The organism is Pseudomonas sp. NPDC096925 (assembly GCF_044762545.1).
GTDB lineage: Bacteria > Pseudomonadota > Gammaproteobacteria > Pseudomonadales > Pseudomonadaceae > Aquipseudomonas.
Window position 1 is genome coordinate 783664 of sequence record NZ_JBIWEM010000001.1, and the last position, 19753, is coordinate 803416.

The 19753-nt window shown below is 62.6% G+C and carries 16 protein-coding genes; 13 read left to right on the plus strand and 3 right to left on the minus strand.

What is annotated here, in order from left to right; translation table 11 throughout:
• Entirely contained in the window at nucleotides 1-786 is a 786-nt protein-coding gene (locus ACIQYU_RS03860) for a TenA family transcriptional regulator (protein WP_207829086.1), read from the plus strand.
• 119 nt (nucleotides 787-905) lie between these two features.
• On the opposite strand, the gene ACIQYU_RS03865 is transcribed toward ACIQYU_RS03860, so the two are convergent.
• The 3 genes from ACIQYU_RS03865 to ubiG form a co-directional block, all read right to left on the minus strand.
• Complete coding sequence (locus ACIQYU_RS03865; RefSeq protein WP_207829084.1) at nucleotides 906-1646, minus strand: YciK family oxidoreductase; 741 nt, start codon at nucleotides 1644-1646, stop codon at nucleotides 906-908.
• Between the two features lie 152 nt (nucleotides 1647-1798).
• A complete protein-coding gene (gene mupP / locus ACIQYU_RS03870; RefSeq protein ID WP_207829082.1) occupies nucleotides 1799-2470 on the minus strand; it encodes an N-acetylmuramic acid 6-phosphate phosphatase MupP in 672 nt (223 codons plus the stop codon).
• A 2-nt stretch (nucleotides 2471-2472) separates the two neighbouring features.
• A complete protein-coding gene (gene ubiG, locus ACIQYU_RS03875) occupies nucleotides 2473-3171 on the minus strand; it encodes a bifunctional 2-polyprenyl-6-hydroxyphenol methylase/3-demethylubiquinol 3-O-methyltransferase UbiG (protein ID WP_025338098.1) in 699 nt (232 codons plus the stop codon).
• 110 nt (nucleotides 3172-3281) lie between these two features.
• Between ubiG and mtnA the strand changes: the two genes are divergently transcribed.
• The 12 genes from mtnA to ACIQYU_RS03935 all read left to right on the plus strand — a co-directional run bounded on the left by mtnA (nucleotide 3282) and on the right by ACIQYU_RS03935 (nucleotide 19667).
• Nucleotides 3282-4358 (plus strand): S-methyl-5-thioribose-1-phosphate isomerase, encoded by a 1077-nt coding sequence (mtnA, locus tag ACIQYU_RS03880; RefSeq protein WP_402798312.1) that lies wholly within the window; start codon nucleotides 3282-3284, stop codon nucleotides 4356-4358.
• A 366-nt stretch (nucleotides 4359-4724) separates the two neighbouring features.
• A complete protein-coding gene (gene gyrA, locus ACIQYU_RS03885) occupies nucleotides 4725-7490 on the plus strand; it encodes a DNA gyrase subunit A (protein ID WP_207829065.1) in 2766 nt (921 codons plus the stop codon).
• A 231-nt stretch (nucleotides 7491-7721) separates the two neighbouring features.
• A complete protein-coding gene (serC, locus tag ACIQYU_RS03890) occupies nucleotides 7722-8807 on the plus strand; it encodes a 3-phosphoserine/phosphohydroxythreonine transaminase (protein WP_207829062.1) in 1086 nt (361 codons plus the stop codon).
• Nucleotides 8807-9901 carry a prephenate dehydratase gene (gene pheA, locus ACIQYU_RS03895; RefSeq protein ID WP_025338102.1) on the plus strand — a complete coding sequence of 365 codons (1095 nt, stop codon included), beginning with the start codon at nucleotides 8807-8809 and terminating at the stop codon, nucleotides 9899-9901. Before serC ends, pheA begins: the two co-directional genes overlap by 1 nt.
• Before the next feature lie 211 nt (nucleotides 9902-10112).
• Nucleotides 10113-12320 (plus strand): bifunctional prephenate dehydrogenase/3-phosphoshikimate 1-carboxyvinyltransferase, encoded by a 2208-nt coding sequence (locus ACIQYU_RS03900; RefSeq protein WP_402798527.1) that lies wholly within the window; start codon nucleotides 10113-10115, stop codon nucleotides 12318-12320.
• Nucleotides 12317-13003, plus strand: a complete 687-nt coding sequence (gene cmk / locus ACIQYU_RS03905; protein ID WP_063911621.1) for a (d)CMP kinase — start codon at nucleotides 12317-12319, stop codon at nucleotides 13001-13003. Before ACIQYU_RS03900 ends, cmk begins: the two co-directional genes overlap by 4 nt.
• Nucleotides 13004-13127: 124 nt before the next feature.
• Nucleotides 13128-14804 (plus strand): 30S ribosomal protein S1, encoded by a 1677-nt coding sequence (rpsA, locus tag ACIQYU_RS03910; protein ID WP_003252673.1) that lies wholly within the window; start codon nucleotides 13128-13130, stop codon nucleotides 14802-14804.
• Nucleotides 14805-14885: 81 nt separating this feature from the next.
• Nucleotides 14886-15953: an acyltransferase gene (locus ACIQYU_RS03915; RefSeq protein ID WP_207829058.1), complete on the plus strand. Its 1068-nt coding sequence runs from the start codon at nucleotides 14886-14888 to the stop codon at nucleotides 15951-15953.
• Between the two features lie 348 nt (nucleotides 15954-16301).
• Nucleotides 16302-16601: an integration host factor subunit beta gene (gene ihfB / locus ACIQYU_RS03920; RefSeq protein WP_013971456.1), complete on the plus strand. Its 300-nt coding sequence runs from the start codon at nucleotides 16302-16304 to the stop codon at nucleotides 16599-16601.
• 19 nt (nucleotides 16602-16620) lie between these two features.
• A complete protein-coding gene (locus tag ACIQYU_RS03925) occupies nucleotides 16621-16884 on the plus strand; it encodes a lipopolysaccharide assembly protein LapA domain-containing protein (protein ID WP_207829056.1) in 264 nt (87 codons plus the stop codon).
• 102 nt (nucleotides 16885-16986) lie between these two features.
• Nucleotides 16987-18399: an MBL fold metallo-hydrolase gene (locus ACIQYU_RS03930; RefSeq protein ID WP_402798317.1), complete on the plus strand. Its 1413-nt coding sequence runs from the start codon at nucleotides 16987-16989 to the stop codon at nucleotides 18397-18399.
• Nucleotides 18400-18620: 221 nt separating this feature from the next.
• On the plus strand, nucleotides 18621-19667 hold the full coding sequence (locus tag ACIQYU_RS03935; protein ID WP_233687208.1) for an LPS O-antigen chain length determinant protein WzzB: 1047 nt from the start codon (nucleotides 18621-18623) through the stop codon (nucleotides 19665-19667).
• Nucleotides 19668-19753: the final 86 nt, after the last annotated feature.

The following is a 19753-nucleotide window of genomic DNA, read 5'->3' on the forward strand; positions in this document are numbered from 1 at the left end:
GTGATTGATGCATTCGTTCGTATCGGGCCTTTGATGGATCCCGCCAGCTATCCCCAATGGGCCCAGCAACTGATTGAAGACTGCCGCGAGAGCAAGCGCCGGGTAGTTGAGCATGAGTTCTACACGCGCCTGCGCGATGGCCAGTTGAAACAATCGACCATTCGCCAGTATCTGATCGGTGGCTGGCCGGTGGTGGAGCAATTCTCGCTGTACATGGCCCACAACCTGACCAAGACCCGCTATGGCCGGCACCAGGGCGAAGACATGGCGCGGCGCTGGCTGATGCGCAACATCCGTGTCGAGCTCAACCACGCCGACTACTGGGTGAACTGGTGCCAGGCGCATGGCGTGCACCTGCACGAGTTGCAGGCCCAGGAAGTGCCGCCTGAGCTGAACGGCCTGAACGACTGGTGCTGGCGCGTATGCGCTACCGAGAACCTGGCCATTTCCATGGCGGCGACCAACTACGCCATCGAAGGTGCGACCGGCGAATGGTCGGCGGTGGTGTGCTCCACCGACACCTATGCGTTGGGTTTTCCGGAGGATCAGCGCAAGCGGGCGATGAAGTGGCTGAAGATGCATGCCCAGTATGACGACGCGCACCCGTGGGAGGCGCTGGAGATCATCTGCACCCTGGCCGGCGAGAACCCGACCCTGGGGCTGCGCAACGAACTGCGCAGGGCGATTTGCAAGAGTTATGACTGCATGTACCTGTTCCTGGAGCGGTGCATGCAGCTGGAAGGGCGCCAGCAGGGGCGCATGCGCCCGGCACTGGCCGCGGGCTGATCGCTCTCCTGTCCTGGCCTCTTCGCGGGTAAACCCGCTCCTACAAGTACTGCGCTGCCCTCATGGCGGTGAATAACCCTGTGGGAGCGGTCGTACACCGCGAAGAGGCCGGTGCAGGCCTACTGGGCGTTGAACGCCTGCCCATTCACCCCTTTGCTGTCCGGCCCCATCAGGTACAGGTACACCGGCATGATCTCTTCCGGCAGCGGGTTGTTCTGCGGGTTTTCGCTGGGGTAGGCCTGTGCCCGCATCGCCGTGCGCGTGGCGCCCGGGTTGATGCTGTTGGAGCGCACCGGTGCCACGCCGTCCAGTTCATCGGCCAGGGTTTGCATCAGGCCCTCGGTGGCGAACTTGGACACGCCATAGGCGCCCCAGTAGGCCCGGCCCTTGCGCCCGACGCTGCTGCTGGTGAATACCACCGAAGCATCTTCCGACAGCTTCAGCAGCGGTAGCAGGGTGCTGGTGAGCATGAAGGTGGCATTGACGTTGATGTGCATCACGCGCATGAAGTTGTCGCCCGACAGCTGCTCCAGCGGCGTGCGCGGGCCGATGATCGAAGCATTGTTCAGCAGGCCGTCGAGGCGGCCGAACTGCTCCTCGATCATCACCGCCAGTTCGTCGTACTGGTGGGGCAGGGCGGTTTCCAGGTTGAACGGGATCACCACCGGTTGCGGGTGCCCCGCGGCTTCGATCTGGTCGTAGACCTCGTTGAGGTTGGCCTCGGTCTTGCCCAGCAGCAGCACGGTGGCGCCCAGTGCAGCGTAGGCCTTGGCGGCAGCGGCGCCGATGCCGCGGCCGGCACCGGTAACCAGGATGACCCGGCCTTGCAGCAGGTCGGGGCGGGCGGTGTAGTCGAACATGGTAGGTCCTTCGAGTTCGTTGGCGCGGCACCGTCCCCTGTGGGAGCGGGTTTACCCGCGAATGCGTGCGATCAGGCGCCGTTGTCGTCTGGGCTGACGCATTCGCGGGTAAACCCGCTCCCACAGGGGCTGTGCTGCGGTCTAGACGGGGTTCAGCAGCCGCACAGCGCGCTGTCGATCACTTTGCGCAGCTCCAGCGGGTGGTCCACCACCACGTCGGCGCCCCAGTTGTTGGGGTTGTCCTCTGGATGAATATAGCCGTAGCGCACCGCCGCCGTGCGGGTGCCGGCGTCGCGGCCAGACTCGATGTCGCGCAGGTCGTCGCCGACGAACAGTACGCTGGCGGGGTCCAGGCCCAGGGTCTTGCAGGCCAGGATCAGCGGCTCGGGGTCGGGTTTGCTGTTCTTGACGTGGTCCGGGCAGATCAATAGCGCCGAACGCTCGGCCAGGCCCAGCTGTTGCATGATCGGCTCGGCGAAGCGCACCGGCTTGTTGGTGACCACGCCCCACAGCAGGTTGCCTTTCTCGATGTCGGCCAGCAGCTCGGCCATGCCGTCGAACAGCTTGCTGTGCACCGCGCAGTCGCGCTGGTAACGTTCGAGGAACTCCAGGCGCAGGGGCTCGAAGCCTTCGGCCTCCGGGCTCATGGCGAAGGTGGCGGCGACCATCGCCCGGGCACCGCCGGAGATCACGTCGCGGATCAGCTTGTCATCGACGGCCGGCAGGCCGCGCTCGGCGAGCATGGCCTGGCAGATGGCGATGAAGTCCGGCGCCGTGTCGAGCAAGGTGCCGTCCATGTCGAAGAGTACTGCTTGCAAGCGCATGCTCATTCCTCGCGCAGGGTCTGGATCATGTAGTTGACGTCAACGTCGCTGCTGAGCTTGTAATGCTTGGTCAGCGGGTTGTAGGTCAGGCCGATGATGTCCTTCACCTGCAGGCCGGCAACGCGGCTCCAGGCGCCCAGCTCGGACGGGCGGATGAACTTCTTGAAGTCATGGGTGCCGCGCGGCAGCATCTTCAGGATGTATTCGGCGCCGACAATGGCCAGCAGGTAGGCCTTGGGGTTGCGGTTGATGGTGGAGAAGAACACCTGGCCGCCAGGCTTGACCATGCGGTAGCAGGCGCGGATGACCGAAGACGGGTCGGGCACGTGCTCGAGCATTTCCAGGCAGGTGACCACGTCGAACTGTTCGGGCATTTCCTCGGCCAGGGCTTCGGCGGTGATCTGCCGGTATTCCACCTGCACGCCCGACTCCAGCTGGTGCAGCTGGGCCACGGCCAGCGGCGCCTCACCCATGTCGATGCCGGTGACCGTGGCGCCGCGCAGGGCCATGGCCTCGCTGAGGATGCCGCCACCGCAACCCACGTCCAGCACTTTCTTGCCGGCCAGGCTGGCGCGCTCGTCGATCCAGTTGACGCGCAGCGGGTTGATTTCGTGCAGCGGCTTGAACTCGCTTTCGCGGTCCCACCAGCGGTGGGCCAGCGCTTCGAACTTGGCGATTTCGGCGCGGTCGACGTTGCTCATTGAACAGTCCTCTGAAACTTCGCAAAATTGCGCCGGAGTATACCCGAGCGCTCGGCCCCGAGGGTCGCTATAATCGCCGGCTTTTGATATCCGAACGACGGGGAGAGGCGATGCGCGAGCGACTTTTGGCGGCGGAGAAGGTGACCGGGATCCGCTGGCAGGACGGCGTCTTGCATCTGCTCGACCAGCGCCTGCTGCCGTCAGAAGAACGCTGGCTGGCCTGCGACAATGTCGCGCAGGTGGCGGCGGCGATCCGCGACATGGTCGTGCGCGGCGCCTCGGCCATCGGCATTGCCGCGGCCTATGGCCTGGTGCTGGCCCTGGAAGAGCGGCTGGCCGAGGGGGGTGATTGGGAAATGGACCTGGAAGATGACTTCCTCACCCTGGCCGAAGCGCGCCCTACCGCCGCCAACCTGTTCTGGGCGCTGAACCGCATGCGCGAGCGCCTGCAGCGCCTGCGTCCGGATGAGGGCGTGCTGGCGGCGCTGGAGGCCGAAGCGGTGGCCATTCATGAAAGCGACCGCGAAGCCAACCTGACCATGGCCCAGCAGGGTGTCGAGCTGATTCGCCGTCACCAGGGCAACGCCCAGACCCTGCTCACCTACGGCAATGCCGGCGCCCTGGCCGGTGGTGGTTTCGGCACTGCGCTGGGGGTGATCCGCGCCGGCTACCTGGAGGGCATGGTCGAGCGGGTGTATGCCGGCGAGACACGCCCCTGGCTGCATGGCTCGCGCCTGACCGCCTGGGAACTGGCCAACGAAGGCATCCCGGTGACCCTGTGCGCCGACTCGGCGCTGGCCCACCTGATGAAGAGCAAGGGCATCACCTGGGTGGTGGTAGGTGCGGACTGCATTGCCGCCAACGGCGACGTTGCCAGCAAGATCGGCACCTACCAGCTGGCAGTCAGCGCCATGCACCATGGCGTGCGTTTCATGGTGGTGGCGCCGAGCACCAGCATCGACCTGAACCTGGCCACGGGTGAGGACATCCCGCTGGAAGAGCGCACTGCCGACGAGTTGCTGGACATTGGCGGCACCCGCGTGGCGCCGGATGTCGAGGTATTCAACCCGGTATTCGACGTGACCCCGGCCGACCTGATCGACGTGATCGTGACCGAGCGCGGCATCGTCGAGCGGCCGGATACCGCCAAGCTGGCGCAACTGATATGCCGCAAGCGGTTGCACTGATATTCGTAGTGCCTGTGCCGGCCTCTTCGCGGGTAAACCCGCTCCCACAGGTGTGCCGTCTCCCTCAGGCCTTGTGATAACCCTGTGGGAGCGGGTTCACCCGCGAAGAGGCCGGCACAGGTTATGGAAGATCAATATCCAAAGCCGCTTGAGGCCACCTGCCACATCTCCCCACCGCCCCTGCCTTTGTGATAACATCCGGCAGTTTCCAAGACCGCCCACCACAGCGGCCTTCATTGCGCAGATCCATGGCACAACTCATTGATTTGTCGTAAGTCGTCGCACCCTTATGCGCTGCGGCGGCGAGCTTCGTTCGGCCCTTGATGGAGCTGCGAAGTTTCACCAGAAAAAGGAATCAGGCTTCTCATGGGCGAACTGGCCAAAGAAATCCTCCCGGTCAATATCGAAGACGAACTGAGACAGTCCTACCTCGACTACGCGATGAGCGTGATTGTCGGGCGAGCGCTGCCCGATGCGCGTGACGGCTTGAAGCCCGTGCATCGCCGCGTTCTCTATGCGATGAGCGAACTGGGCAACGACTGGAACAAGCCGTACAAGAAATCCGCCCGTGTGGTCGGTGACGTGATCGGTAAGTACCACCCGCATGGCGACACCGCGGTCTACGACACCATCGTGCGTATGGCCCAGCCGTTCTCGCTGCGCTACCTGCTGGTCGATGGCCAGGGCAACTTCGGTTCGGTGGACGGCGACAACGCCGCAGCCATGCGATACACCGAAGTGCGCATGGCCAAGCTGGCCCACGAGCTGCTGGCCGACCTGCACAAAGAGACCGTCGACTGGGTGCCCAACTACGACGGCACCGAGCAGATCCCGGCGGTCATGCCGACCCGTATCCCCAACCTGCTGGTCAACGGTTCCAGCGGTATCGCCGTGGGCATGGCAACCAACATCCCGCCGCACAACCTCGGCGAGGTCATCGATGGCTGCCTGGCACTCATCGACAACCCCGAAGTCACCATCGATGAGCTGATGCAGCACATCCCCGGCCCGGACTTCCCGACTGCCGGCCTGATCAACGGCCGCCAGGGCATCATCGAGGCCTATCGCACCGGTCGTGGCCGCATCTACATGCGCGCCCGCTCCGAAATCGAAGACATCGACAAGGTCGGCGGCCGCCAGCAGATCGTGGTCACCGAGCTGCCGTACCAGCTGAACAAGGCACGCCTGATCGAGAAGATCGCCGAGCTGGTCAAAGAGAAGAAGATCGAAGGCATCACCGAGCTGCGCGACGAGTCCGACAAGGACGGCATGCGCATCGTCATCGAGCTGCGTCGCGGCGAGGTGCCGGAGGTGGTGCTCAACAACCTGTATTCGCAGACCCAGCTGCAGAGCGTGTTCGGCATCAACGTCGTCGCCCTGGTCGACGGTCGTCCGCGCCTGCTCAACCTCAAGGACCTGCTCGAGGCGTTCGTCCGTCACCGCCGTGAAGTGGTGACCCGCCGTACCGTGTTCGAGCTGCGCAAGGCCCGCGAACGCGGCCACATCCTTGAAGGCCAGGCGGTCGCACTGTCCAACATCGACCCGGTCATCGCCCTGATCAAGGCCTCGCCGACCCCGTCCGAAGCCAAGGAGGCCCTGGTCTCCACCGCCTGGGAATCCAGTGCCGTGCAGGTCATGGTCGAGCGCGCCGGCGCCGATTCCTGCCGCCCTGAGGACCTGCCGGAGCAGTACGGCCTGCGTGAAGGCAAGTACTACCTGTCGCCGGAACAGGCACAAGCCATTCTCGACCTGCGCCTGCACCGCCTGACCGGTCTTGAGCACGAGAAGCTGCTGGCCGAGTACCAGGAAATCCTCGAGCAGATCGGTGAGCTGATCCGCATCCTCAGCAGCGCCGAGCGCCTGATGGAAGTGATCCGCGAAGAGCTGGAAGCCATCCGCGCCGAATACGGCGATGCCCGCCGCACCGAAATTCTCGATGCGCGCCACGACCTCAACTACGGCGACATGATCCCGGAAGAAGAGCGCGTGGTGACCATTTCCCACGGCGGCTACGCCAAGACCCAGCCGCTGTCCGCCTACCAGGCCCAGCGCCGTGGCGGCAAAGGCAAGTCGGCTACCGGGGTGAAGGACGAGGACTACGTCGAGCACCTGCTGGTTGCCAACAGCCACGCCACCCTGCTGCTGTTCTCCAGCAAGGGCAAGGTTTACTGGCTGAAGACCTACGACATCCCTGAAGCGTCCCGCGCCGCCCGCGGCCGCCCACTGGTCAACCTGTTGCCGCTGGAGGAAGGTGAGCGCATCACCGCCATGCTGCAGATCGACCTCGAGGCCCTGCAGCAGAATGCTGGCGCCGATGAAGAGCTGGAGGACGCGGAAGACACCGTGCTCGAAGGTGAAGTGGTCGAGGCCGAGGAAGTGGACGAGGAAGACGGCGACACCCCTGAGTGGGTGGCCGAGCCGACCGGCGCCTACATCTTCATGGCCACCGCTTCGGGTACCGTGAAGAAGACCCCGCTGGTGCAGTTCGCCCGTCCGCGCTCCAACGGCCTGATCGCCCTGAAGCTGAAGGAAGGTGACACCCTGATCGCTGCGGCCATCACCGACGGTGCCAAGGAAGTCATGATGTTCTCCGACGCCGGCAAGGTGATCCGCTTCGCTGAAAGCGTGGTGCGCGAGATGGGCCGTAACGCCCGTGGCGTGCGCGGCATGAAGCTGGGCAAGGGCCAGCAGATCATCTCCATGCTGATCCCGGAATCCGGCGCGCAGATCCTCACCGCCTCCGAGCGTGGCTTTGGCAAGCGCACCCCGCTATCCAAGTTCCCGCGTCGCGGCCGTGGTGGCCAGGGCGTGATCGCCATGGGCACCAAGGGGCGCAACGGCCTGCTGATCGGCGCCATCCAGGTGCAGGAAGGCGAAGAGATCATGCTGATCTCCGACCAGGGCACGCTGGTGCGTACCCGCGTTGGCGAAGTGTCCAGCCTGGGGCGTAACACCCAGGGTGTGACCTTGATCAAGCTGGCCACTGACGAGACACTGGTAGGCCTGGAGCGTATCCAGGAGCCGTCCGAGGAAGAGCTCGATGATGTGATCGAGACGGACGAAGAGGGCGTCGAGGCTGAAGCGCCAGATAACGAAGAAGCTGCTGGCGCCGAAGAGGCCCCGCAGGAGTAAGCAAGCGTAGAACCCGAACGGGGCGACCAAGGTCGCCCCGTTTGACTGATTAGAGTTGGCAACGTCCTCAAGGGCGGTGCAATAGCCTGTGGGAGCGGGTTTACCCGCGAAGAAGACACCGCGGTGCATGGCAAGGGCTTCGCCCTTGTTCGCGGGTAAACCCGCTCCCACAGGGTTCCTGGCAGCATCGAAGATTGACGATTTGTTCTATTTGGCAGAGCGAGAGTGGATGTGAGCAAACGAGCCTTTAACTTCTGCGCGGGCCCTGCCGCGCTTCCTGACGCTGTTCTGCAGCGCGCCCAGGCCGAGATGCTGGATTGGCGTGGCAAGGGCTTGTCGGTGATGGAAATGAGCCATCGCAGCGACGATTACGTGGCCATCGCCGAAAAGGCCGAACAGGACCTGCGTGACCTGCTTTCCGTCCCCTCCAACTACAAGGTGCTGTTCCTGCAGGGCGGCGCCAGCCAGCAGTTCGCCGAAATCCCGCTGAACCTGCTGCCGGAAAACGGCACCGCCGACTACATCGAGACCGGCATCTGGTCGAAAAAGGCCATCGAGGAAGCGCGCCGCTTTGGCAACGTCAACGTCGCCGCCAGCGCCAAGCCCTACGACTACCTGGCCATCCCGGGCCAGAATGAGTGGAAGCTGACCAAGGACGCCGCTTACGTGCATTACGCGTCCAACGAGACCATCGGTGGCCTGCAGTTCGACTGGGTGCCGGAAACCGGTGACGTGCCGCTGGTGGTCGACATGTCCTCCGACATTCTCTCGCGCCCGATCGACGTATCGCAGTACGGCCTGATCTACGCCGGCGCGCAGAAGAACATCGGCCCGAGCGGCCTGGTAGTGGTGATCGTGCGTGAAGACCTGCTGGGCCACGCCCGCAGCTGCTGCCCGACCATGCTCGACTACAAGGTCTCGGCCGACAACGGCTCGATGTACAACACCCCGGCCACCTACTCCTGGTACCTCTCGGGCCTGGTGTTCGAGTGGCTGAAAGAGCAGGGTGGCGTCGATGCCATGGAGCAGCGCAACCGCGCCAAGAAAGACCGCCTGTACGGCTTCATCGACAGCAGCGAGTTCTACACCAACCCGATCAGCCACAACGCCCGTTCGTGGATGAACGTGCCGTTCCGCCTGGCTGACGAGCGGCTGGACAAGGCCTTCCTCGCCGGCGCCGATGCCCGTGGCCTGCTCAACCTCAAGGGCCACCGTTCGGTAGGCGGCATGCGCGCCTCGATCTACAACGCCCTGGGCCTTGACGCAGTCGAAGCTCTGGTGGCCTACATGGCCGAATTCGAGAAGGAGCACGGCTGATGTCCGAGCACGAACTGAAGGCGCTGCGCGTTCGCATCGACAGCCTCGACGAGAAGATCCTCGAGCTGATCAGCGAGCGCGCCCGTTGCGCCCAGGAAGTGGCCAAGGTCAAGACCGCCTCGCTGGCCGAGGGCGAAAAGCCGGTGTTCTACCGCCCCGAGCGTGAAGCTGCCGTGCTCAAGCGCGTTATGGAGCGCAACAAGGGCCCGTTGGACAACGAAGAGATGGCGCGGCTGTTCCGCGAAATCATGTCATCGTGCCTGGCCCTGGAAGAGCCGCTGAAAATCGCCTACCTCGGCCCTGAAGGTACCTTCACCCAGGCTGCGGCCATGAAGCACTTCGGCCACGCGGTGATCAGCCGGCCGATGGCGGCCATCGACGAAGTGTTCCGCGAAGTGGCGGCCGGTGCCGTCAACTTCGGCGTGGTGCCGGTGGAAAACTCCACCGAAGGTGCGGTCAGCCACACCCTGGACAGCTTCCTCGAGCACGACATGGTGATTTGCGGCGAGGTCGAACTGCGCATCCACCACCACCTGCTGGTGGGCGAGAACACCAAGACCGACAGCATCACCCGCATCTACTCCCATGCCCAGTCGCTGGCCCAGTGCCGCAAGTGGCTGGATGCGCACTACCCGAACGTGGAACGCGTGGCTGTGTCGAGCAATGCCGAGGCAGCCAAGCGGGTCAAGGGCGAGTGGAACTCGGCGGCGATCGCCGGCGATATGGCGGCCAACCTGTATGGTTTGACGCGCCTGGCCGAGAAGATCGAAGACCGCCCGGACAACTCCACGCGCTTCCTGATGATCGGCAGCCAGGAAGTGCCGCCGACCGGCGACGACAAAACCTCGATCATCGTTTCGATGAGCAACAAGCCGGGTGCCTTGCACGAGCTGCTGGTGCCGTTCCACCAGAACGGCATCGACCTGACCCGCATCGAGACCCGCCCGTCGCGCAGCGGCAAGTGGACCTACGTGTTCTTCATCGATTTCGTCGGCCACCACCGCGACCCGCTGATCAAGGCGGTGCTCGAGCAGATCAGCCAGGAGGCTGTGGCGCTGAAGGTGCTGGGTTCGTATCCGAAGGCGGTGCTTTGATTTGAGATGGTTGGGGCCGCTTCGCGCCCCATCGCGACACAAGGCCGCTCCTACAGGTATTGTGCAGACCTCGAAACTGTACTGGCCCCTGTAGGAGCGGCCTTGTGTCGCGATGGGCTGCAAGACAGCCCCAATGGCCCTCACAGGCTGTCTAGATTTCTGAACAGGGTTCGCACCAGTGGTAAAAGCAGTAACAACCAAACCCGCGCCAATCATCAACCGCCTGGTCGTGGTCGGCCTCGGCCTGATCGGTGGCTCGTTCGCCAAGGGCCTGCGTGAAAGCGGTCTGTGCCGCGAAGTGGTCGGTGTCGACCTGGACGCCCCCTCGCGCAAGCAGGCCGTGGCTTTGGGCGTGGTCGATCGCTGCGAAGAAGACCTTGCCGCCGCCTGCGTCGGTGCCGATGTCATCCAGTTGGCCGTGCCGATCCTGGCCATGGAGAAGGTCCTGGCCCGCCTGGCCGCGCTCGACCTTGGCGATGCCGTCATCACCGACGTCGGCAGCGCCAAGGGCAACGTCGTGCGTGAGGCGCGGGCCGTCTTTGGAGAGCGCCTGCCGCGCTTCGTCCCCGGCCACCCCATCGCCGGCTCCGAGCAGAGCGGGGTAGATGCCTCCAATGCCGCCCTGTTCCGCCGGCACAAGGTCATTCTCACGCCGCTGGCCGAAACCGACCCGACCGCCCTGGCCCTGGTCGATCGCCTGTGGCGCGCGCTGGATGCCGATGTGGAGCACATGTCGGTCGAGCGCCACGACGAAGTGCTGGCTGCCACCAGTCACCTGCCGCACCTGCTGGCCTTCGGCCTGGTGGATTCACTGGCCAAGCGCAATGAAAACCTCGAGATCTTCCGGTACGCTGCGGGGGGCTTCCGCGATTTCACGAGAATCGCCGGCAGCGACCCGACCATGTGGCACGACATCTTCCTCGCCAACCGCGACGCTGTCCTGCGCACGCTTGATACATATCGCAGTGATCTCGACGCTTTGCGCGACGCGATCGCTGAAGGGGACGGGCACCAGTTGCTGGGTGTATTCACCCGCGCACGCGTTGCCCGCGAGCATTTCAGTAAAATCCTGGCCCGACGGGCCTATGTGGACGCTATGAACGCCAACGATCTGATTTTCCTGGCCCAACCGGGTGGCCGCCTGTCCGGGCGAATCCGCGTACCGGGCGACAAGTCGATTTCCCACCGCTCGATCATGCTCGGCTCGCTGGCCGAAGGTACCACCGAGGTCGAGGGCTTCCTCGAAGGTGAGGACGCGCTGGCGACCCTGCAGGCATTCCGTGACATGGGTGTGGTCATCGAAGGGCCCAACCATGGTCGCGTGACCATTCACGGCGTTGGCCTGCACGGCCTCAAGCCGCCACCCGGGCCGCTGTACGTGGGCAACTCGGGTACCTCGATGCGTCTGCTGTCGGGCCTGCTGGCCGGCCAGCCGTTCGACGTGACCATGACCGGCGACGCTTCGCTGTCCAAGCGCCCGATGAACCGTGTGGCCAACCCGCTGCGCGAAATGGGTGCCGTGGTCGAGACCGGCCCGGACGGCCGCCCGCCGCTGACCATCCGTGGTGGCCACAAGCTCAAGGCGCTGACCTACACGCTGCCGATGGCCAGTGCCCAGGTCAAATCCTGCCTGCTGCTGGCCGGCCTGTACGCCGAAGGCAAAACCACCGTCACCGAGCCTGCACCCACCCGTGACCACACCGAGCGCATGCTGCGCGGCTTCGGCTACAGCGTCGAGAGTAACGGCCCGGTAGCCTCGCTGCAGTCCGGCGGCAAGCTCACTGCCACCCGTATCGAAGTGCCGGCCGACATTTCCTCGGCAGCGTTCTTCCTGGTGGCAGCGTCCATTGCCGAAGGCTCCGAGCTGGTGCTGGAACACGTTGGCATCAACCCGACCCGCACCGGCGTGATCGACATCCTGCGCCTGATGGGCGGCGACATCACCCTGGAAAACCAGCGTGAAGTCGGCGGCGAGCCAGTGGCCGACCTGCGTGTGCGCGGTGCCAAGCTGAAAGGTATCGATATCCCTGAAGAGCTGGTGCCACTGGCCATCGACGAATTCCCGGTGCTGTTCGTTGCCGCTGCCTGCGCCGAGGGGCGTACCGTGCTGCGTGGTGCCGAAGAACTGCGGGTGAAGGAATCCGACCGCATCCAGGTCATGGCCGACGGCCTGATCACCCTGGGCATCAAGTGCGAGCCGACCCCGGACGGCATCATCATCGACGGCGGCCAGCTCGGCGGCGGCGAAGTGCATGGCCACGGTGACCACCGTATCGCCATGGCCTTCAGCGTTGCCTCGCTGCGCGCCAGCGCGCCGATCCGCATCCATGACTGCGCCAACGTCGCCACCTCGTTCCCCAACTTCCTGGCACTGTGCGCCGAAGTGGGCATCCGCGTGGCGGAAGAGGGCAAGTCGTGAGTGCCCTGGCGCCGGTCATCACCATCGACGGGCCAAGCGGCTCGGGCAAGGGCACGGTCGCCGGGCTGCTGGCTCGCGAGCTGGGCTGGAAGCTGCTGGACTCCGGCGCGCTGTACCGGTTGCTGGCGTTCAACGCCAGCAACCACGGTGTCGACCTGACCAACGAAGAGTTGCTGACCAAGCTTGCCGCCCATCTGGATGTGCAGTTCATCGCCGCCGAGCCCGGTAAGCTGCAACAAATCATCCTTGAGGGTGAGGACGTCAGCAACGTCATCCGCACCGAAACCGTCGGCGCCGGTGCGTCGATGGTTGCCTCGCTGCCGGCCGTGCGGGATGCACTGCTGGTGCGTCAGCGCGAATTCCGCGAGGCTCCGGGCCTGATTGCCGACGGCCGCGACATGGGCACCGTGGTGTTCCCGGATGCGCCGTTGAAAGTCTTCCTCACCGCCAGCGCGGAGGAGCGCGCGCGTCGCCGCTACCTGCAGTTGAAGGACAAGGGTGAAGATGTTAGTCTGTCGAGTCTGCTGGATGAGATTCGTGCGCGTGATGAGCGCGACACCCAACGTGCAGTGGCCCCGCTGAAGCCAGCGGCTGACGCCATTCAGTTGGACTCTACCGAGTTGTCCATCGAGCAGGTGTTGCAACGTATCAGGAGCGAGATCGCGCTGCGCGACCTTCTCTGATAGCCAGGAGAGCAGGCAGGGGCACCAGTCAACGTCCTGCCGGCTTTCCTTTACTTAAAACAAACCCACATTGTCTGGAATGTGGCGATGGGCGTCTGTTTCGCCCGAATCTACAGGAATTAAAATGAGCGAAAGCTTTGCAGAACTCTTTGAAGAAAGCCTGAAAACCCTCAATCTTCAGCCGGGTGCCATCATCACCGGTATCGTTGTCGACATCGACGGCGACTGGGTTACCGTACACGCTGGCCTGAAGTCCGAGGGCGTCATCCCGCTCGAGCAGTTCTACAACGAAGCTGGCGAGCTGACCATCAAGGTCGGTGACGAAGTTCACGTTGCGCTGGACGCGGTCGAAGACGGCTTTGGCGAAACCAAACTGTCCCGTGAAAAAGCCAAGCGCGCCGAGTGCTGGATTGTTCTGGAAGCAGCTTTCGCCGCCGAAGAAGTGGTCAAGGGCGTTATCAACGGTAAGGTTAAGGGCGGCTTCACTGTCGACGTTAACGGCATCCGTGCGTTCCTGCCGGGCTCCCTGGTTGATGTCCGCCCTGTGCGCGACACCACCCACCTGGAAGGCAAAGAGCTGGAATTCAAGGTCATCAAGCTGGACCAGAAGCGCAACAACGTTGTCGTTTCCCGTCGCAGCGTGCTGGAAGCCGAGAACAGCGCCGAGCGCGAAGCCCTGCTGGAAACCCTGCAGGAAGGCCAACAAGTCAAAGGTATCGTCAAGAACCTCACCGACTACGGCGCCTTCGTGGACCTGGGCGGTATCGACGGCCTGCTGCACATCACCGACATGGCCTGGAAGCGCATCAAGCACCCATCGGAAATCGTTAACGTTGGCGACGAAGTCGACGTACGCGTTCTGAAGTTCGACCGCGAGCGCAACCGCGTTTCGCTGGGTCTGAAGCAGATGGGCGAAGATCCGTGGGTAGCTATCACTGCCCGCTACCCGGAAGGTACTCGCGTACAAGCTCGCGTTACCAACCTGACCGACTACGGCTGCTTCGCTGAGCTGGAAGAAGGCGTTGAAGGTCTGGTACACGTTTCCGAAATGGACTGGACCAACAAGAACATCCACCCGTCGAAAGTCGTTCAGGTTGGCGACGAAGTGGAAGTCATGGTTCTGGACATCGACGAAGAGCGTCGTCGTATCTCCCTGGGCATCAAGCAGTGCAAGTCCAACCCATGGGAAGACTTCTCCGGCCAGTTCAACAAGGGTGACAAGATCACCGGTACCATCAAGTCGATCACCGACTTCGGTATCTTCATCGGTCTGGACGGCGGCATCGACGGCCTGGTTCACCTGTCCGACATCTCCTGGAACGAAACCGGCGAAGAAGCCGTACGTCGTTTCAAGAAGGGCGACGAGCTGGAAACCGTCATCCTGTCGGTCGACCCAGAGCGCGAGCGCATCTCCCTGGGCATCAAGCAGCTGGAAGACGATCCGTTCTCCAACTTCGTTGCTGTCAATGACAAGGGCGCTATCGTCAAGGGCATCGTGAAAGAAGTTGACGCCAAAGGCGCCATCGTCACTCTGGCCGACGACATCGAAGCTACTCTGAAGGCTTCCGAAATCAGCCGTGACCGCGTTGAAGACGCGCGTAACGTCCTGAAGGAAGGCGAAGAGATCGAAGCCAAGATCATCAGCGTTGACCGCAAGTCCCGCGTTATCAGCCTGTCCATCAAGTCGAAGGACGATGCTGAAGAGCGCGAAGCCATCCAGAGCCTGAAAAACGCTCCGGAAGCGGCTGCCGACACCACCATGGCTGCGCTGCTGCGCGAAGCAATGGCCAAGCAGAACTGAGTTCTGTTTGATCGGTAAAAAAGGGCGACCCTCGGGTCGCCCTTTTTTTATGTCGGAAATGGGTCATTTCAAGGAGCGTGGATGATGTTGATGTTTGGCGACGTCATGAAAGGTCGCGGGCGTGATAACAATTTCCTGATTATCAGGTTGCTGGCGGCAACCGCTGTGGTGGTTGGGCATTCCTTTGCTCTGTCCTACCTGGAGTGCCTGAGTTGTACCGACCCGGCGCTGCTGCTGGGTATGCCGGTGCCGGTTCACAGCCTGGGCGTTGAAGTGTTCTTCATGGTTAGCGGTTTTTTGATCGCTGCCAGTGGTGAGAGGAATGATGCCCGGGATTTCTACCTGGCGCGTGCGCTGAGGATCTTGCCTGGTTTGCTGGTGTGCCTGTTGCTCATGGCCTTTGTGCTGGGGCCTGTGGTTACCTCGTTGCCGCTTGCCGAGTATTTGGCGAAAGGCCAGGTTTACAAGTACGTCTATAGCCCGCTGTTGATATTCAAGGACGCCCAGTTCGTGCTGCCCGGGGTGAGCTTTACCCCGCGCTTCCATGGGGTATCGGTCAATGGCAGCTTGTGGACCATTCCGCTGGAAATGCGCATGTACCTGGTGCTGGGGGTGTTGGTGCTGGTGGCCAGGGTTTGTCGATGGCCATTGGCAGGGCTGACGCTGGCGGCGCTGGTGATTGCGCTGGGGCTGCATACCCTGCATCCGGCTTATGGGGAGTATCCGTTCAAGTTGGTGGTGTGCTTCCTGGCGGGTTCGGCGTTCTATTCGTGCCGGGCGGTGATCCCGCATCGGTGGTGGCTGCTGCTTGCCTGTGCCGGGCTGTTCCTGCTGAGCAAGGGTGGGCGCTTTGAGGTGTTCACCTGTGCCATCCTGACGCTTTACGGCACGCTGTACTTTGCTTACTGCCCGCAGGTGAAGCTGCCTTCGTGGGTGCAGGATTACTCGTACGGCATCTACCTGTATGCATTTCCGATCCAGCAAGTGTTGGCGGGTGCGATGCCATGGGCCGGGCCATATTGGTTGATGTTGGCTGCCGTGCCGGCGTCCTGGTTGGCCGGGTATGTGTCGTGGGAGCTGGTAGAGAAGCCAGCCCTGGCGATGCGAAAGCGCTTTTCCCGAGCGGACTCCCGGCAGCAATTGGCATAGGCGCATGGGGTAACGGTGTACCCAGCTCTCGAGAAACTGGCGCGATACCCTGCGGGAGCGGGCACGTCGATGCGTCGAGCCGCCGCGAAGCAGGTGGTGCGGTGGACGGCACGGGCTTCGCCCGTGTTCGCGGGCGCGCCCGCTCTCGCATAGGAATGCGTAGCCTCCAAGGCATGTGCTGCCCGGCGATGAAGCCGGGCCTTTCTATCCCCGCCGGCTAGACCATTCCTGTAAAACTTCAATCTTGAATTTTTTTATTAAGTCAAGAACCACCCTGTTCAAATCCCTCCCAGCGTGCTACAAACTGGTTAAGCAATGATCTAGCTGCTTGATAACGAAGGGAAAAATATGACGAAGTCGGAGCTGATCGAACGTATTGTCACCCATCAGGGGCTGCTCTCGTCCAAGGACGTGGAGTTGGCCATCAAGACCATGCTTGAGCAGATGTCACAATGCCTTGCCACTGGTGATCGCATCGAAATCCGCGGTTTTGGCAGCTTCTCGCTGCACTATCGCGCCCCTCGCGTAGGCCGTAACCCGAAGACTGGCCAGTCGGTCAGCCTCGAAGGCAAGTTCGTGCCGCACTTCAAACCCGGCAAAGAGTTGCGCGACCGGGTCAATGAAGAAGAGCATGAGGCCCACACCTGATTCCACAAGGAGCAATCTGATGCGTAACCTCAAGCGCGCCCTGGCGGCGGTGTTCGTGCTGCTGTTGGCGGCTGTGGTGCTGTTCTTCGTGCTGGAGAACCAGCAAACCGTCTCGTTGGTCCTGTTCGGTTGGGCAGCCCCGGCCATGCCGGTCGCCGTGCTGGTGCTGGCGGCCCTGGTCATTGGCCTGGCAGTCGGGCCACTGCTGGGTGCCTACGGCGTACTGCGCAGCAAGCGCAAGATCAGGGCTTCTGCCCGCCAGGCAGCTCTGAGCGGTAACTAAGGATATTTCCTACACCTGTTTGGGAAAGTCTCACCTATGCCTGCGCCGGCTGTCATGGAGTAATAGCGCACTTCATTTTCGGCCCAGGCGAGTGTGCGCAGCATGGATTTTCCCGTCCTTTCCCATCACGGTGGTACCCGCGGCGTTACCGGCTCCTGCCATCAACTGCACCTCGGCCCGGCCAGCAGCCTGCTGATCGACTGCGGCCTGGAGCAGGGCGCCGAGGCGGCGCCACTGGGCTTCGACGTGCAGGGCATTCAGGCCCTGGTCATCACCCATGTGCATCTCGACCACGTTGGTCGCATCCCGGCGCTGCTGGCGGCAGGCTATCGTGGCCCCATCCTGTGCAGCGAGCCGTCTGCCCGGCTGCTGCCACTGGTGCTGGAAGACGCTTACAAGCTGAGCATCAGTAGCCAGCCCGCCCATGTGGCGAGGTACCTCGAATTCATCCGCGACCTGATCGTGCCCCTGCCTTTCGAGCAATGGCACACCCTGGTCGAGCACCCCGGTCTCACCTGTCGCGTTCGCCTGCAGCGCACCGGCCATCTGCTGGGTTCGGCCTATGTCGAATGCGACGTGCAGTACGAACAAGCCAACACCCGCTACGTGTTCTCCGGTGACCTCGGTGCTTGTGGCAACCCCTTGCTGCGCCCCGTGCAGCCTCCGGAACGGGCCGATGTCCTCGTGTTGGAAAGCACCTACGGCGACCGCCTGCACCCGCCTGCAGGCGACCGTCAGCAACGGCTGGAAGCGGCCATCGACCGCGCCCTGGCCGATGAGGGGACACTCCTCATTCCGGCCTTCAGCCTCGGCCGGACCCAGGAGCTGCTGTACGAGCTCGAAGGCATTCTTCACCGCAAGGCCTTGCTGAACAATGCCGGCCCGGCCCCCGATGGCGACCCGCTCGACTGGTCGCAGCTGCCCATCATCCTTGACTCACCCCTGGCACAGCGCATTACCGGTGTGTACCGGGAGCTGCACGACTACTGGAATGCCGAAGCCAGGGCACGCTTTGCCGAAGGGCGCGACCCGCTGGGTTTCAGTCAGTTGATCAGCGTGGACACCCATGCCCGTCACCAGCAAGTGGTCAATTATCTAAAGAGCACCGGGCGGCCAGCGATTGTCATTGCCGGCAATGGCATGTGCTCGGGCGGGCGCATCGTCAATTACCTCAAGGCCATGCTTGGGGACCCGCGGCATGAGGTGATGTTTGTCGGTTACCAGGCCAAAGGGACGCCGGGCTCGGTGATACAGGCCAGCGAAGGGGCGGAAGGCTTCGTGCAGATAGACCTGGATGGGCAGATGCATGAGCTGCGGGCCAAGGTCATGACATTGCCGGGATATTCCGGGCATGCGGACCAGCAGGGGCTGGTGCGGTTTGCCTTGGGCGGCCAGGTGCAGCCCGCGAAGGTGGTGCTGGTACATGGCGAAACTGGCGCAAAAAAGGCCCTGCAAGGAGCGTTGCGCCAGCAGGCTGAGCAGGCGGGTGCCTGCCTGGAGGTTTCGATACCTTGAACCCTTGGTCTGACCAGGCGTGCTGGCCGACGCAAGGCGGGAACTAATCCAGGTGGGGTTTATCTACTGCGGCTAACCCCGACGCTGGATGGGCTGGATATTGGCATATTGCCGCTACACTGGGGAGGGAGCGCGTCTTGCCAGTTTCCATGCAGTCGCTCGTGTTGTTTTGGTATACCAGAAACCGTGCACACAGTCAGACCCAAGGAAAAACCCAAGAAATGCGCAATGACGTTGAGCACCGCAGTAGCAATAGTGAAGAAGTTGACTTGTTGGAGTTTCTGGAGGGGGTATGGCGGCAAAAGCTTCTCATCTTTCTGGTGACGATTGCTGTCACTGCGGTTGCACTGGCTTATGCGCTGTTGGCCAAGCCGGTTTATGAGGCGAAAGTTTTTCTGGCGGCGCCTTCGTCCAGTGATATTGCCGACTTGAACTATGGGCGCACTAACCAGACCGGGCTCGAGCCTTTTACCTCGCGCAAGGTCTTTGATATCTTCGTCGAACATTTGAACGGTGAGACCCTGCGCCGGCAGTTTTTCAAGGAAGTGTACTTGCCTTCCATTCCGCCGGGGCAGGGCGCACAAGGCGCATTGTATGCTGCGTTCAATGGCTCTTTTGACGTGGTGCAAATGGCGGGTGAGCCGGCGCGGGCCTACGTGGCCTTCCGCGGTCGTGACCCTGCTGTGGCGTCCGAGTGGGCTGCGGCTTATGTCGACAAGGCCAGCGCCGCCGCCAAGGCCGAGTTGTTGCACGATGCGACCAAGGAGGCCGAGGTCCGCGCCAGCGCGCTGCAACTGGAACTCGACAACCTGCGGGAGAACGGCCAGCGGGAACGTGAAGACAAGATCACCCGCTTGCAAGAGGCATTGCGCATTGCAACTGCGATTGGCCTGGAAAATCCACCGCTGATAGACGGCGAAGTTTCCAAGGCGTTGTCGTCGAAAATGGACGGCGAACTGACTTACATGCGCGGGAGCAAAGCGCTGGCTGCGGAAATTGGTAATTTGCAGCAGCGTAAAAGCGAAGATCCGTTCATTCTTGAACTTCGTGACCTGCAAACAAGGCAGCAGTTTTACCAAGGGCTTGTAGCCGCGAAGCGCAATTTTAGTGTTTATCAGCTTGACGGCACGATAGAACAACCGGACGTGCCGATTAAACCCCGGCGCAACTTGATCATTGCGCTGGGTGTGATTGTTGGCCTTGGGCTGGGTTGCCTGGTTGCAACCCTCAGATATGCCTTGCAAAATTTGCAAAGACGCCGGGCCTGACCCGGAAGATGAACATCAGCGCGCACGCCACATTTTGCGCGAGACATTTGCCGTGCAAACGGTGAAACTGCCGTAATAAAGGGGGC

What these genes read in the sequence shown, in the direction of transcription:
- ACIQYU_RS03915 (WP_207829058.1), top strand. Translation starts at nt 14,886, where the DNA reads ATGATGTTGATGTTTGGCGACGTCATGAAAGGTCGCGGGCGTGATAAC.
- pheA (WP_025338102.1), top strand. Translation starts at nt 8,807, where the DNA reads ATGTCCGAGCACGAACTGAAGGCGCTGCGCGTTCGCATCGACAGCCTC.
- ACIQYU_RS03865 (WP_207829084.1), bottom strand. Translation starts at nt 1,646, where the DNA reads ATGTTCGACTACACCGCCCGCCCCGACCTGCTGCAAGGCCGGGTCATC.
- ACIQYU_RS03935 (WP_233687208.1), top strand. Translation starts at nt 18,621, where the DNA reads ATGCGCAATGACGTTGAGCACCGCAGTAGCAATAGTGAAGAAGTTGAC.
- mtnA (WP_402798312.1), top strand. Translation starts at nt 3,282, where the DNA reads ATGCGCGAGCGACTTTTGGCGGCGGAGAAGGTGACCGGGATCCGCTGG.
- ACIQYU_RS03930 (WP_402798317.1), top strand. Translation starts at nt 16,987, where the DNA reads ATGGATTTTCCCGTCCTTTCCCATCACGGTGGTACCCGCGGCGTTACC.
- ihfB (WP_013971456.1), top strand. Translation starts at nt 16,302, where the DNA reads ATGACGAAGTCGGAGCTGATCGAACGTATTGTCACCCATCAGGGGCTG.
- rpsA (WP_003252673.1), top strand. Translation starts at nt 13,128, where the DNA reads ATGAGCGAAAGCTTTGCAGAACTCTTTGAAGAAAGCCTGAAAACCCTC.
- ACIQYU_RS03925 (WP_207829056.1), top strand. Translation starts at nt 16,621, where the DNA reads ATGCGTAACCTCAAGCGCGCCCTGGCGGCGGTGTTCGTGCTGCTGTTG.
- ubiG (WP_025338098.1), bottom strand. Translation starts at nt 3,171, where the DNA reads ATGAGCAACGTCGACCGCGCCGAAATCGCCAAGTTCGAAGCGCTGGCC.
- gyrA (WP_207829065.1), top strand. Translation starts at nt 4,725, where the DNA reads ATGGGCGAACTGGCCAAAGAAATCCTCCCGGTCAATATCGAAGACGAA.
- mupP (WP_207829082.1), bottom strand. Translation starts at nt 2,470, where the DNA reads ATGCGCTTGCAAGCAGTACTCTTCGACATGGACGGCACCTTGCTCGAC.